Source organism: Microbacterium sp. 1.5R (assembly GCF_001889265.1).
Taxonomy (GTDB): domain Bacteria; phylum Actinomycetota; class Actinomycetes; order Actinomycetales; family Microbacteriaceae; genus Microbacterium.
The window spans coordinates 3,008,770-3,022,481 of the sequence record NZ_CP018151.1 but is presented as its reverse complement, the minus strand read 5'-3'; the positions used below and the strand labels follow the sequence as shown (position 1 = coordinate 3,022,481).

Below are 13,712 nucleotides of genomic sequence, written 5' to 3'. Positions count from 1 at the left end.
GGTGCGCGCCCGCGCCCCGTCACCCCGGTTCTCAGAAGCGGTCCCGCACGTGGCGCTCACGTCCGTAGACGAACACCACGGCGAGGATGATCAGACCGTAGATGATTCTGCTCTGCGCCTCGGTCATCCCGCTGCCCACGATGATGGTGGACAGCACGGTGAGTATCAGCGCGCCCAGAACCGTTCGGGTGAAGCTGCCGCGTATCGATCCGAACGTCGTTCCTCCGACGAGAACCGCTGCCAGCCCGGAGAAGAGGTAGGGGTCTCCCACGGTCTGCGACCATCCCGAACCGAACGCGGCGATCAGCATTCCGGCGAGACCGGCGCAGATCCCTGATGCGGCGAAGACGGACGTCCACACGACGGAGGTCCGTACTCCGGTGAGGTCGGCTGCGCGTGGGTTGATGCCGGTGGCATACAGCTTGCGGCCCGCGCCGGTGCGGTTGAGGAAGACCCAGGTCAGCACGGTGACGACGAGCACGATCGGGATGATCGGCGGGATCGGGAGTCCGAACGTCGTGCCCGTCAGGCTGGCGATCCGCCGCAGCTCGTCCGGTGGTGCGGAGGAGTAGTTCCCGTCGGCGAGAAGCAGGGTCATCCCGGCCAGTGCAGCGCCGGCTCCGAGGGTCACGACCAGCGGCTGGACGCGGTAGCGGTGACAGATCCACCCGATCAGCGCTCCCACGAGGCCGCAGAATCCGACGACGAGCAGAACACTCCAGACGAGCGGGATGCCTGCCGCTCCGGCGACGTTCGAAGCGACGAAGGCGCCGAAGAGAATGTAGCCGGGAGCGCTGAGATCCAGTCCTCCGAGCAGCACCACGAGCGTCTGACCCAGCGCTGCGACGGCGAGAAGCGATGCGATCACGAGGATGGCGGTGATCGGCCGTGGCGCGAAGAACGCCGGCTGAATCATGAGAAGCCAGGCCACGAGGAGCACCAGCACGAGCACTTGGAGAGCGGGCACCTCGAACATCCATCGCCGTGCGGCGACCAGCCTCGTGGGGCTGGATGCGGGAGTCGTGAGTGAGGCGGTGTGAGATTCGCCGACATCGGTCATGCGCGTGATCCTCTCGAGCGGGGAAGGAGCAGGGTCGCTCCGAGGATGACGCCCGCGACGAGAACAAGACCGTACGCGAGCTGGATGAAGCTGGGAGCCACGCCGGAGGCGGTGAGCACCTGCTGCAGAAGGTAGATGGTGAGCGCTCCGAAGAACGTGCCGAGCAGTCCTCCGCGTCCTCCGCCCAGACTTGTGCCGCCGAGCACTGCCGCGGCGAGGCCGAGAAGCGCGTAGGTGGACGCGAGTGAGGACTGCGAGGATTGCAGAAGCGCGGACAGCGCGATCCCCGCGACTCCGGCGAACAGGCCGCCGAGGGCATAGGCGAGGACGCGAACCGTCGTCACACGCACCCCCGAGCCGTAGGCCGAGATGTCGCTGTCGCCGAGAGCGAGGAGGTTGCGGTTGTAGGCCGTGCGACGAAGGCCGAACCAGATGAGTCCCGCGAAAGCGATCAGCAGGAGAGCCCCCGGTACTGGTCCGATCGCCCCGGCGAACGACTCGCTCCAGTTGTCAGGCGCCGCGATCGGTGTCGGCGCGATGGTCAGCGACAGCCCGATGAGCAGGAAGAGCATCCCGGTCGTCGCGACGACGGGGTGCAGTCTGAGGACCGCGACCAGCACTCCGTTCACGGCGCCGAGCGCACTGGCCACCACGAGAAGCACAGGTACGGCTACGGGCCAGTCGCCCAGCCCGAAGGGGATGAGTACGGCCACGAAGAGGCAGTTGATGAAGGTCGCGAGCGGTCCTACGGACACGTCGATGCCACCGGAGAGAATGGCCGGGGTCGACGCGAAGCCCACGAGCACGAACGGCGCCAACGTGGCCAGAGTGCCGGGCAGGCGCTCCGGTGAGAGGAAGCTGGGCGAGACGATCAGATTGAGGACCAGCAGCACGATCGACAGCATCAGTGCGAAGGCGAAGGGTCGACGGCGGAGAAAAGCGAGTGCGGCGTTCATGCGGAAGCTTCCTTCCGCTGTCCGAAGTAGGCCGAGACGACGGCCTGCGTGGTGAGGCTCTCCCTGGGGATGTCGGCGAACACCGTCTGATCGCGGAAGACCAGAACGCGGTCGACCAGCTCGACCAGCTCCTCGACTTCGCTCGAGAGCATCACGACGCTCATGCCCTGCGAGCAGAGCTGGTCGAGCTGCGAATAGATCTCGCGCTTGGTCATGATGTCGACACCTCGGGTCGGGTCGTTGAGGAGCAGAACGGTCGGCCCGGTCGCGAGCCACCGTGCAAGGAGCACCTTCTGCTGGCTTCCGCCGGACAGACTGGAGATCGGATCCTTCGGCGATCCGAGACGGATGCTGAGTGACCGTATGAATTCGTCGAATCTGCGTGCGAGACGTGATGGGCTCAACAGGAGCCCGCGGCGATCCTGGGCCATCGTCGGGAGTGCGAAGTTCTCACTGATCGACATGGATTCGAAGAGCGATTCTCCGCGGCGCTCCCGTGGGAGGTACGCGACACCGAGGGCGCCCGCGCGCCGCGCGCGCACCTCTTTCTCGTCATGCTCGGAGGGGCGGAGCACGGCGCCGGGACCTGAGGCGAGGCCGGCGAGACGCTTGATGAAGAGATCCTGCCCCTGTCCCTCGAGTCCAGCCAGCCCGACCAGTTGTCCGGCGCGGACGGTGAGGTCGATGGGGTCGGCTTCGGGGGCGAGCCGGATCGCGTCGGCCCGAAGCGTCACTGCTCCGAGGTCTCGTTCCGAGTCGACTCTCTCGTGGTGGCCGGATGTGCCGGTCATATCGCCGATCAGTCTCTGTACGGACAGCTCGGATCGATCGGTGGTCGAGATGGTGCGTCCGGATCGCAGCACGGTCACCCGGTCCGATATCTCGGCAACCTCGTCCATCCGATGCGAGATGAAGAGGACGCTGCTCCCTTCCGAGGTGAGACGCCGCATCTCGCCGAACAGGCGATCCCGGGTGCGGACGTCCAGCGCGGCGGTGGACTCGTCGAGGATCAGGAGGCGCGGTCTCCTGACGAGAGCTCTGGCGATGCAGACAGCCTGCCGTTCGGAGAGGGACAGGTCTCCGGCAGATGCATCGAGCGGAAGATCACCGACGAGTCGTTCGAGCACCTCCGCCGCTATGATGCGTTGATCCGCGCGACTGACGCGTCGGGCGAACACCCCGTCCGATCCGAGCCACACGTTGTCGAGGACCGACTGGCTGCTCGCGGTCAGCACCTCCTGAAAGACGGTGGCCACTCCCTGGCCCGACGCGTGGCGGGGACTTCGAGCGCTCATCGCGACTCCGTCGAGAGAGACGGAACCGGTGTCCGGGCGATGTACGCCGCCGATGATCTTCACCAGTGTGCTCTTGCCTGAGCCGTTCTCGCCCAGCAGCGTATGCACCTCGCCGGGACGCACCTGCAGGTCGGCGTCGACGAGCGCCTTCGTTCCGCCGAATCTCTTGCTGATTCGTGCCGCGTCCAGGCGGTCGGGTTCGGTCTCCACTTACCACTCCTCATCGAGTCGTCAGTTGTTCCTGAAAATGCTGAACTAGACGGATCGTATCGCTTGTGCTTTCCTTTGGGAACGCACAGATGCGTTTTCAACTCAAAGAGGAGTCCCGAATGCACAGTTCTGCCCTACCCGCTCGCGCGGGCTTAGCCATCGTCCTTCTGTCCGTGTCCGGCCTCGTGGTGGCCGGGTGCGCCCCTTCCGGTTCTGGCGCGCCGTCCGCGTCGAGCGGCACCTCGGCGGAGGGGTGCGGAGTCGTCCCGACGACCCCGGTGAGCGATCCGTCGGGACTGCTCGCCGAGTTCCCCGAAGACATCGTGAACGGCTTCAACCTGTGGCCGTATGAGATCCGGAAGTCGGCGTGGGCGGACTACGCCTCCGAGAAGACCGAGGGGTACACGGCGGCGCTCGTGGGGATGCCGCCTGCGAGCCCGTTCATCGCGACCATGACTGAGGCGATCCGGTCGAGTCTCGAAGCTGAGGGCGTCGAGATCGTCGCCGACTTCGCTCCCGATGACCCGTCGAACGTGCCCTTGCAGTTGCAGCAGTTCAACGAGGCGCTCGCACTGAAGCCCGACGTGATCATCTACACTCCCATCGCGCCGGAGCCGTCGATCGATCTCGTCAAGCAGGCGTTCGACGCGGGAATCCCGGTGATCGCCGCGCAGGTGCCGATCGACTCCGAATATGCGATCAGCGTCACGCGCAACGTGCCCCTGGCCGTCGCAGAGGTCACGGCCGGTACTCTCGGCGCGATCGGCGGTAAAGGCTCCGTGCTGCGGGTGCAGGGAATCCCGGGGATCCCGAACACCACGTTCGCTGATCTCGGTACCGACGCGATCCTGGACACCTGCCCTGAGGTGAAGGTCGTCGGCGAGGTGACAGGGTTCTTCCAGCCGGCGACGGCGCAGGCGGAGGTGCTGAAGTTCCTCTCCACCAACCCTGCCGGAGTGGACGCCGTCCTCCAGTCCGGAACCATGGGGTTGGGAATCTACAACGCGTTCGTCGAATCGGGGCTCGAGGCCCCGCCGATCGCCGATGACGGAGCCACGCAGGGGTTCTCCGCGTGGGCTCTGCAGAATCCCGACTATCCGTACTTCGGCACGACGACGCCATCCGTCAGGACGGGCGAAGTCGTCGCAGAGGTGGCGCTCCGGACACTCAAGGGGGAAGGGCCGAAGATCAATCAGATCGTTCAGCCGTCCGTGATCGTCACGCAGGACAACCTCGCGGACTATGCGGAGGAGTCCTGGAAGATCACCGACGGTGCCGATCTCGCGGGCTCGCCGGATGACTACGAGCCCACGGAGCGGCTCGACCAGTTCTTCACGAATCCCGCATCCTGATCGCCGCGGATCCGGCACCCGCGCGCGTCGGTGCCGGATCCGCTCTTGATCCCGTTCGATACAGGCCGTATCGTATGGAATAACGCACGGAAGGAACAAGCAATGAAGCTCAGTCGTATCGCAGTCTCCGGTCCCGATGGGGAGGAGATCCGGGTAGTGGCCGTCGAACCCGAGGCCGGTCGCGTGGTCGATCTCCGCAAGGCCTACGCGCTGGCTCTTCAGCGGCGTCATGCCACGGTCAGAAGTTCACGGGCGATCGCCGAGGTGATCTTCGGCGACCTGACACGGGGGATCGCCGGCGGCGATGCCTTCCTCGACGCGGCTCACGTCGCGCTGGCAGCTGCCGATGACGCGTCGCTCGACCTGGAGAGCGTGAGCTTCCGTGCTGCAGTCGAGCCCCCGGTGATCCGCGACGGTCTCACGTTCGGGACGCACATCGAGAACTACTTCAAGAATGTCGTCAAGTCGGACCCCGTCCGTGCCGTGTACGAGCGGCCGGGCTACTTCAAGGGATCGACCGCCACGACGTACGGTTCGGGCCAGACGATCCCGTATCCGGACATCTCGGACAAGCTCGATTACGAACTCGAGATCGGATACATCATCGGTCGTCCCGGGCGCAATCTGACGCCCGACGAGGCGATGGACCATGTCTTCGGCATCACCATCTTCAACGACTGGAGTCTGCGCGACGTCCAGGCGCTGGAGGGCCCCATCGGTATGGGTGCGCAGCACTCCAAGGACTTCGCCTACGGCATCGGCCCGTGGATCACGACTCTCGATGAGATCTCCTCCATCGAAGGCCTCAAGGGGCAGGTCCGTGTGAACGGAGAGGTGTGGTCCGACACGCGTGTGGAGAACTTCGTCTACACGCCCGAGGAGCTCGTCGCGTATGTGTCCATCTTCGACGGGCTGCAGCCCGGCGACCTCATCGGTTCGGGGACGATGGGCTTCGGCGCGGGCGTCGAGCTGAACCGCTTCCTCAAGCCCGGAGACGTCGTGGAGCTCGAACTGGAATCGGTCGGGACGCTCCGGAACCCCATCGCCCACGAGAAGGAGGTGCCGGCATGGTGGCCGGAGCCGCGCCCCTACCCCTTCGAAGGTCAGGAGTGAACATGGCTCGTCCCCCTGTCCGCCGCGTCGTGACCGGACATGACGACCAGGGCCGCGCGATCATCCTGTTCGACGGTGCCGCCCCTCACGCGTTCGAATCCGATTCGATCCCCGGTTTCGGGGCGACAGTCCCGTGGATGACCTCTGCAGGTCCGATCGATCATGTCTCGGACGTCGATCGTGCCTCCGCCGAGTCGGTGATCCCATCGTTTCCCGCGGTCGGTGAGACGATACTCCGCATTGCGGATTTTCCTCCGGACTCGGTGTACCCCGACGAAGCGAACTCGGTCATCTTCACCGAGATCGACGGGCATCGCGAGGCCGCGGCAGGTGCGGATGGTGGCGGAGCGCACTTCTGGTTCCACAGGACCGATTCGCTCGACTACGCCGTCGTCCTCGACGGCGAGATCACGCTTCTCGTAGACGACGGTGAGGCGACCCTTCGAGCAGGAGATGTGGCCGTCCAGCGTGCGACGAGCCACTCCTGGTCGAATCGCACTGACACGACGGCGCGAGTTCTCTTCGTGCTCATCGGAACTGCATCGCAGTCGCCGGCGGAGATCGCGGCGGCCCGCGTGAGCAGGAAGGATCCGGTGATCTCGACATGATCGTCGACGCCGACGCCCGCGACGGCGAGGTGATCTGGCAGCCCGACCCGTCATCGATCCCGGAGACCGGGGTGGCGTGTTTCGCCGACCATCTCCGGCGGCACGGTGTCGCGATCGGGGAGTCGTACGACGAGCTCTGGCAGTGGAGCGTGGACAGGCCGGATCTCTTCTGGCAGTCGTTCGCGGACTTCTCCGATGTCGAGTTCGGCGGGCACGGGGGTCCCGTCGTGACAGGCGACCGGATGCCGGACACCCGATGGTTCCCGGGCCGCACCGTCAACTTCGCTCGACACCTCCTGGAGCGGCATGAGGGCGTCGCCCTGCTGTCAATCGACGAGGACGGCACGACCACCGAGACGTCGTGGAGCGCGCTCCGCGACGAGGTCGCGGCGCTCGCCGGCCATCTCCGGGCAGTCGGCGTGGTCAGTGGCGACCGTGTCGTGGGCATCCTTCCGAATGTTCGTGAAGCGGTCGTCGGCCTCCTCGCCACCGCATCAATCGGGGCTATCTGGTCTGTATGCGCCCCCGAGTTCGGGCCTGGAGCGATCGTGTCTCGGTTCGCGCAGCTCGAACCGAAGGTGGCGCTCATCGCGCCCGGATATCGGCTCGGGGGGCGGGATCGCGACAGGAGCGAAGAGTTCGTAGAGATCTTGACCGAACTGCAGTCGCTTCAGCAGGTCATCTGGGTCACGTCGCACTCCGGTGTCGACGCGCCGTCGTCCTCGGTCCCCAGCGTCGAGTGGTCGGACGCCGTCGCTGTGCCGGCTGATCTCCGCTTCGATGACGTGGAGTTCAGCCACCCGCTCTGGGTGCTGTTCTCGTCGGGGACGACGGGTATCCCGAAGGGGATCGTCCACGGTCACGGTGGCGCGCTCCTGGAGGAGCTGAAGCTTCTCCGCATTCACGGTGATCTGCGGCCGGGAGACCGGTACTTCAACGTCGCCTCGACCAGCTGGGTGCTGTGGAACTCCTTGGTGTCGGCGCTCGCGGTCGGAGCGACAGCTGTGCTCGTCGACGGAAATCCCGCCTATCCCAGCCTCGACCGGGTCTGGGAGGTGGTCGAGAGTGCGCGCGTCGCCGTGCTCGGAGTGAGTGCCGGTTTCATCCACTCCTGCGCGAAGACCGAGCTGTTGCCCGCGCGAGACCACGACCTCTCCACCTTGCGCTGTGTCCAGGTGACGGGATCCCCTCTCTCGGCAGATGGGTTCCGATGGGTGTACTCCCGAGTCGGGGACGTGTGGCTGACCTCCATGAGCGGCGGTACCGACATCGCGTCGATCTTCGTCGGCGGCGTGCCGACGCTCCCTGTGCGAGTCGGATACATTCAGGCGCCAGCCCTGGGGGTGCGAACCGAATCCTGGGACGATGAGGGGGATCCTGTCCGCGGCAAGGGTGAGCTCGTCGTCACCGCGCCGATGCCGTCGATGCCTCTGCGCCTGTGGGGAGATGCGGATGGCTCCCGTTATCGTGCGAGCTACTTCGATGCCTTCCCCGGGGTATGGCGGCACGGGGACTTCGTCGAGTTCACCTCTGCCGGAATCCTGATCCACGGGAGATCCGACTCCACCCTGAACCGAAACGGATTGCGGCTGGGACCCGCAGACATCTACGCGGCGGTGGAAGCGCTGCCCCAGGTCGTCGAGGCACTCGTGATCGGCGCGGAGATCGGCGCGGAGGGCTACTACATGCCACTTTTCGTTCAGCTGGCACCGGATGTCGTGGAAGAGGATGCCCGAGAGCTGATCAAAGACGCGATCCGGTCGAGCCTCTCGGTGAGGTATCTGCCTGATGACATCGTCTCTGTGCGTGCGATCCCCCACACACGCACCGGCAAGAAGCTGGAGGTTCCGATCAAGCGCCTTCTGCAAGGTGCGGCGCTGAGGGATGTCGTCGATCGCGGAGCAGTCGACGATCCCACGCTTCTCGACGAGTTCGAGGCGTTCGCCTCCCGACGATCGGTCGGATCGTCGACCTGATCGCGCGGCGCGCGTTGCATACGTCTCGTATCGCATTGCCTAACACGTAGAGTTCTGTCGTGGCGATACGAAGCGAACAGAGTCATCAGGCGATCCTCGACGCGACCATGCGGATGTTGGACGCCGACCACCCGGACTCCCTCACGGTGCAGAAGCTCTCGATCGAGCGCATCGCGAGGGAGGCCGGCGTGAGCAAGACCACGATCTACCGATGGTGGCCGAGCAAGGCAGCTGTGATCATCGATACCTTCCTCGAGAATCACATCGCTCGCACCCCCATTCGGGAGGACATTCCGGCGCTCGATGCTCTGCGAGTTCATATCGAGTCTCTTGCTCAGGTGTACTCCGGTCACGAGGGCAGGCTGATCGCTCAGCTGGTGGCGGAGTGCCAATACGACAGCAGCACGATGGAAGTGTTCAAGGATCGATTCTGGCGGTCGCGCGCAGCAGCCACACGGGCGCTGATCGAGCGCGCGGTCGATGAGGGCGCATTGCGGCGCGATATCGACCCGGAGGTCATCGCCGAACTGCTGTACTCCCCGTTGTATTTTCGGCTGCTCTTCGCCGTCGGTCCCCTCGACGAGGAGACGCTGCGCCAGCTCATGACAGGGGCTCTGAACGGAGTGGCGCTGCCTGTGTGACGGTGGCAGTCAGCCCCGTCGACTCTTGCTCCGGATTCGACCCGGCATCGCCGTCTCCCTCTCCAGCCTGTCTATTTCAAGCCAGGCCGCATAATCGCTTGCGTTCGCGACCTCGTCTGCGAGTGCCTCGATCCCGGGCATACCCGCGGGATGAGGGAGTTCAGAGGAGATGAGAGCGGCGAGGGATCGAGCATCTGCTCGCTGGTCGGGAATCGTCCCGCGCGGCCCACGACGCGCCCAGCCCGCAACGTACAGACCGCGTTCGAGTCGGCCGGATTCTCGAGCTGCAGGATCGATGGGGTACAGCTGTTGGCGCGCATCTGCCGAGAAGCCGATCGCCGAGATGATGGAGTCGACGCTGACAGTCGACTTCTGGACTTCGCCTGTGCGTAGGGCGAGGGCAATCTGCGTTCCCTCTCTTTCGACGCTCACCGGTGACGTGCGGAACCACCAGTGCACGTGTGCTCGCGGTCTGTCGACGTCGCGCGGAGCGGCGGAGAACAGCTCCCGTCGCGGCGAATTCGGGCCGCCGTCGTCTTCCCCGATCCCGTGATAGGAGTGCGTGACGCCGGGCAGGTCGAGGATCTCACTCGCCATCTTGATGTCGAACTTCGCCTCAGTCGGCGCTGAGCGCCCGATGAGATGAATGGTGTCGAGATGGCACGAGAGAGCATGATGTGCCTCGTCGTCGATATCGGTCCCCGTGAAATCCTCTCCTCTCTTCAGGAGGAGGCGGCCCAGATCCATCGCGACGTTGCCGTGACCGATGATCGCGAGTGACGCGCCCAGCGTGGGAGAGGGACCGGACTCCTCGGGATGCCCATTGAGGAGCCGGGTGATTTGCCCAGCGCCATAGACCGAGCCGTCGCGTGCTCCAGGGGTCTCGAGCGGTGTGTCGCCGTGCAGGCCGTGAGCGAGCACGACGATGTCGAAAGCCGCGCGAAGCTGGTCGAGAGAGACGTGCGTGCCCACCTCTATGCCGCCGAAGAATCTGACGTCCTCCCTCTCGAACTGCCGGGCGAACTGTCGGACGATCGCCTTGGTGCCCTGATGGTCGGCGGCCACCCCGTATCTGATGAGACCGTACGGCGTCTTGAGCGCATCGAAGACGCAGATCTCGGCCGTCGGGTATGCGCGTCGGAGCGCCTGAGCGCTGTAGCATCCGGACGGACCGGAGCCGACGATGGCTATCCGCATTCGCGGTTCGTCGTGGATCACGACACCCGCTCCGATCGAACGGGGGCTCGTGTGACCGTCGGAACCTCGAAGGGTGTGCCGGCCGGATAGCTGTCAAGGAAGAGCTCGGCGCCATCAGCTGTCAGAACTGCGGATTCGAAGGTGATCACATCATCGCTGGTGCGCGACCCCTCGAGTGCCAGGATGGTGCGGCGCCCTGTCGAGATCTCCGTGTCCGTCACGGACAGCGACGCGGAGCTTCCCGAGCGCGAGATCAGCGGGTCTTCGAAGCGCAACGAGAGCATCCCGTAGTGAGCGACGAACGCGACGGTGCCGGCGAAACGCAGCTCTTCGCCACCTCGGAGCGACGAAGCTCCAGGAAAAGTGAAGCGATCTCCTGCTCTGGTCGCTCCGTTGTCCAGATGAATCCGTCCCTGGGGATCTCGTTCTACATATCGAATGAACGACGTTCTGAATCCCCACGTCAAGACGGTGTCGAGCAACATGATGTCCTCCGATGAGCACGCGAGAGTCAGGTGTGCTTGTTCACGAGCGCCCGGGTCTCGATCACTGATCGGGCCCACTCGACACCGACATCAGACGGGTCCGATCGACCATTGGCGTCGTGTCGCCCGTATTCGCCGATTCGGCTCGCCCCGAGCTCGCGGAGCAGCACCTCGACGTGCTCGCTGCCCTTGCTGTAATTGGGGTACGAACTGTCGCCGAGGCCGAGGATCGCGAAGGTGAGGCCGGTGAGGTCCGGGCGATCAGCGTGCAGCGCATCCACGAAAGGCACTGCGCTCTGCGGAAGATCGCCCTCGCCGTGCGTGGAGCACACGATGAGCGTGAGGTCGGCGGATCCGATGTCGTCCACGGCATCCGTCAGATCGTCGACGTGAACATCGTGCTCGTCCTGCAGAGCGTCCGCGATGTCGCTCGCGACGAGTTCAGCGTTGCCGCTCTCCGTTCCGAAAAGAACATGGATGATCATGATGACTCCTTCGTCGTCAGGGGGTCCAGGTCACGGGCAGAGATCGTGCTCCGCGGAAGACCCAGCCGTGGTAGTCGGTCGTGTCGGGATCGATGGCTCGAAGATCGGGGAGCTCGTCGTAGAGAAGGGGAAGAGCGATGTCGCCGATCATCGACCGGGCGACCCAATTGCCTGCACAGATGTGAGTGCCGTTGCCGAAAGCGAGATGTGAAGTGGCGTCGCGGGTCAGATCGAACTGATCCGCATTCTCGAACTGCGCGGAATCCCGATTCGCTGACGCCACAATCACGGCGACCGTCGCATCTCGGGGGATCGCGACGCCACCGACGGACGTGTCGCGCGTGACGCGGCGAGGATACATCCCGACCGGGGAGTGGAAGCGAGCCGTCTCCTCGAACACATCGCGCCAGGTGCTTTGCCCCGATTCGACGAGCTCACGTTGAGCGGGGAAGGCGCTCAGACACCAGACGGCGCTCGCGATGACGTGGCTCGGCTCGTTCATTCCGCCGGAGACGGTCAGTCTCACGTTCGCTCGCAGATCCTCGTCGGAGGTGCCCGCCTGCGTCATCTGCGAGATGAGCGTCAGCGCATCCGTGTCTCTCGACGAGGACAGAGCGGCGTCGATGGCGCCGTCGATCTCCGCACAGACGCGTGTGGTCTCTGCCCACACCTCTGGATCGCCGGTGACGTTGCCGATACCACGGATCAGGGTGTGAGACCAATCCATCATCTGCTCGGGTGTGATGTCGTGGAGCCCGATGACAGCGCTGAGGTTGTCTGCCGCATACGGAACCGCGAACAGTCGGAAGAGGTCTGCGCCCGGCCCTGCGGCGCGCAGCGAGTCCAGGTGGCGACGAGCGTTGGCTTCGAAGGCGCTGTTCCAGTGCTTCTTCACCGCGATGGGTCGCAGTGCGGGAGCCATCGCGTTGCGTTCCGCTTTGTGCTGAGGGTCGTCCTTGCGGAGCAGGGGGCGGCCCATGGTTCTCAACATGGTCGACGTCTCCGCCCGCTCGTACGAACTGAACGTGTCCTGATCCATCTCGATGTCGAAACAGTCGCGATACCCCGAGATGAAATAGCGGTTGAGGCGCGGCACATAGGCCACGGGAGACTCCGCCCGAAGCCGGGCGTACGCCGGGTAGGGGTCGTCCAGTAGCTGTGCGGTGTCGATCCAGTCCGCGGTCGGTGCCTTCATTGGCATCAGAGCACTCCTTCGTCGCTGATACGTCTACTGTCGAACCCGGATAGGCTCAACGCAACTGAGCATTTGTTCGTGCAAAACGCATTGGAGCTGCGCATGAGAGCCGGGACTCGCATCACCCTCCGTCAACTCGAGTTGTTCTGCGCGGCGGCTGATCACGGCTCGTTTGCTCGAGCTGCGGAAGCCATGTACGTCACGTCCAACGCTGTGTCGCTGGCCGTCGGCGAGCTGGAGGCATCTCTCGATGCGCATCTCTGCGTACGCCATCGCGCACGGGGGATCACACTGACCCCGGCGGGACTCCGCCTTCGCGAGCGAGCGGGTGAGCTCCTGCGAGACGCGAACGAGCTGCAGCACAGTATCGGCGACAGTGATGGGGAGGGGGTTCTGCGCGGACCGGTGGCGATCGGTTGCTACTCGACCCTCGCCGCAACGGTCTTGCCATCGCTCATGCAGGGCTTCGCGGAGCGGCATCCGGAGGTCGATCTCAGCATCGTCGATGGAACCATGAAAGACCTGCTTCCTCGGTTGCGAGCGGGCGAGCTGGACGTGATCATCGCTTACCGCATCAATATGCCCGGAGACATCAGCGAAGCGCTGCTCTATGAGACGTCGGTTCACGTGTTGTTGCCGGCGGCGCATCCTCTGGCAGCGAATGAATCGGTGTCGCTCGACGATCTTCGCGAAGACCGACTGATACTTCTCGACGTCCCACCGAGCGGTGACCACACGCTCGACATGCTGACTCGAGCAGGTGTGCAACCGGAGATCGCACATCGAACCCCGAACTTCGAACTGGTTCGGTCTCTCGTCGGCAGAGGGTTCGGATACAGCTTGCTGATCCAGAAACCCAGCATCGACGTGAGTTATGAAGGTCGCCGGGTCGTCGCCAAGCCGATCCACCCGGAACTCTCCGCAGAAGCCGCTGTGATCATCTGGCCGCGGCAGATGAGACTAACTGACCGGGCCCGCGCGCTCGTGGACTTCGCGGTCGAGACCATCCATATCCAGCAGTGGAGACCCGCACAGCAGGAGAACTTGACCGAATAGGCAGAAACACTTCGTTGGCTCAGCGGAGTTGCGCGCCGTACATTCACTTCAGGCGGCGCCACGCGGCGCCCGCCAGACCGCTG

General features: G+C 64.7%; 13 protein-coding genes. 6 read left to right on the top strand and 7 right to left on the bottom strand.

Annotated elements, in window-relative coordinates; genetic code table 11:
* Window positions 1-31: 31 nt before the first annotated feature.
* From BMW26_RS14520 to BMW26_RS14510, 3 genes are read right to left on the bottom strand one after another with little or no spacing between them, the layout of a single operon-like run.
* Window positions 32-1,060, bottom strand: a complete 1,029-nt coding sequence (locus BMW26_RS14520) for an ABC transporter permease (RefSeq protein WP_072591853.1) — start codon at window positions 1,058-1,060, stop codon at window positions 32-34.
* Window positions 1,057-2,016, bottom strand: a complete 960-nt coding sequence (locus BMW26_RS14515; RefSeq protein WP_072591852.1) for an ABC transporter permease — start codon at window positions 2,014-2,016, stop codon at window positions 1,057-1,059. The genes BMW26_RS14520 and BMW26_RS14515 overlap by 4 nt, the downstream gene beginning before the upstream one ends.
* Complete coding sequence (locus BMW26_RS14510; protein ID WP_083569386.1) at window positions 2,013-3,521, bottom strand: sugar ABC transporter ATP-binding protein; 1,509 nt, start codon at window positions 3,519-3,521, stop codon at window positions 2,013-2,015. The genes BMW26_RS14515 and BMW26_RS14510 overlap by 4 nt, the downstream gene beginning before the upstream one ends.
* Before the next feature lie 119 nt (window positions 3,522-3,640).
* Here BMW26_RS14510 and BMW26_RS14505 point away from each other — a divergent pair, with 119 nt between their 5' ends.
* The 5 genes from BMW26_RS14505 to BMW26_RS14485 all read left to right on the top strand — a co-directional run bounded on the left by BMW26_RS14505 (window position 3,641) and on the right by BMW26_RS14485 (window position 9,211).
* The gene (locus tag BMW26_RS14505; protein WP_198032339.1) at window positions 3,641-4,873 is read left to right on the top strand and encodes a substrate-binding domain-containing protein; all 1,233 of its coding nucleotides are present in this window, start codon (window positions 3,641-3,643) and stop codon (window positions 4,871-4,873) included.
* Window positions 4,874-4,975: 102 nt separating this feature from the next.
* On the top strand, window positions 4,976-5,986 hold the full coding sequence (locus BMW26_RS14500; protein WP_072591850.1) for a fumarylacetoacetate hydrolase family protein: 1,011 nt from the start codon (window positions 4,976-4,978) through the stop codon (window positions 5,984-5,986).
* Between the two features lie 2 nt (window positions 5,987-5,988).
* Window positions 5,989-6,594, top strand: coding sequence for a cupin domain-containing protein (locus BMW26_RS14495; RefSeq protein WP_072591849.1), 606 nt, complete (start codon window positions 5,989-5,991; stop codon window positions 6,592-6,594).
* The gene (locus BMW26_RS14490) at window positions 6,591-8,570 is read left to right on the top strand and encodes an acetoacetate--CoA ligase (protein WP_072591848.1); all 1,980 of its coding nucleotides are present in this window, start codon (window positions 6,591-6,593) and stop codon (window positions 8,568-8,570) included. The genes BMW26_RS14495 and BMW26_RS14490 overlap by 4 nt, the downstream gene beginning before the upstream one ends.
* A 59-nt stretch (window positions 8,571-8,629) precedes the next feature.
* Window positions 8,630-9,211 carry a TetR/AcrR family transcriptional regulator gene (locus BMW26_RS14485; protein ID WP_072591847.1) on the top strand — a complete coding sequence of 194 codons (582 nt, stop codon included), beginning with the start codon at window positions 8,630-8,632 and terminating at the stop codon, window positions 9,209-9,211.
* Window positions 9,212-9,220: 9 nt separating this feature from the next.
* Here BMW26_RS14485 and BMW26_RS14480 read toward each other — a convergent pair whose 3' ends face one another.
* From BMW26_RS14480 to BMW26_RS14465, 4 genes are read right to left on the bottom strand one after another with little or no spacing between them, the layout of a single operon-like run.
* Window positions 9,221-10,408, bottom strand: coding sequence for an FAD-dependent oxidoreductase (locus BMW26_RS14480; RefSeq protein WP_072591846.1), 1,188 nt, complete (start codon window positions 10,406-10,408; stop codon window positions 9,221-9,223).
* A 17-nt stretch (window positions 10,409-10,425) separates the two neighbouring features.
* On the bottom strand, window positions 10,426-10,893 hold the full coding sequence (locus tag BMW26_RS14475) for an HtaA domain-containing protein (RefSeq protein WP_072591845.1): 468 nt from the start codon (window positions 10,891-10,893) through the stop codon (window positions 10,426-10,428).
* Between the two features lie 26 nt (window positions 10,894-10,919).
* The gene (locus tag BMW26_RS14470; protein ID WP_072591844.1) at window positions 10,920-11,378 is read right to left on the bottom strand and encodes a flavodoxin domain-containing protein; all 459 of its coding nucleotides are present in this window, start codon (window positions 11,376-11,378) and stop codon (window positions 10,920-10,922) included.
* A gap of 16 nt (window positions 11,379-11,394) precedes the next feature.
* Window positions 11,395-12,579 (bottom strand): cytochrome P450, encoded by a 1,185-nt coding sequence (locus BMW26_RS14465; RefSeq protein ID WP_072591843.1) that lies wholly within the window; start codon window positions 12,577-12,579, stop codon window positions 11,395-11,397.
* Between the two features lie 72 nt (window positions 12,580-12,651).
* Here BMW26_RS14465 and BMW26_RS14460 point away from each other — a divergent pair, with 72 nt between their 5' ends.
* Complete coding sequence (locus BMW26_RS14460; protein WP_198032338.1) at window positions 12,652-13,629, top strand: LysR family transcriptional regulator; 978 nt, start codon at window positions 12,652-12,654, stop codon at window positions 13,627-13,629.
* Window positions 13,630-13,712: the final 83 nt, after the last annotated feature.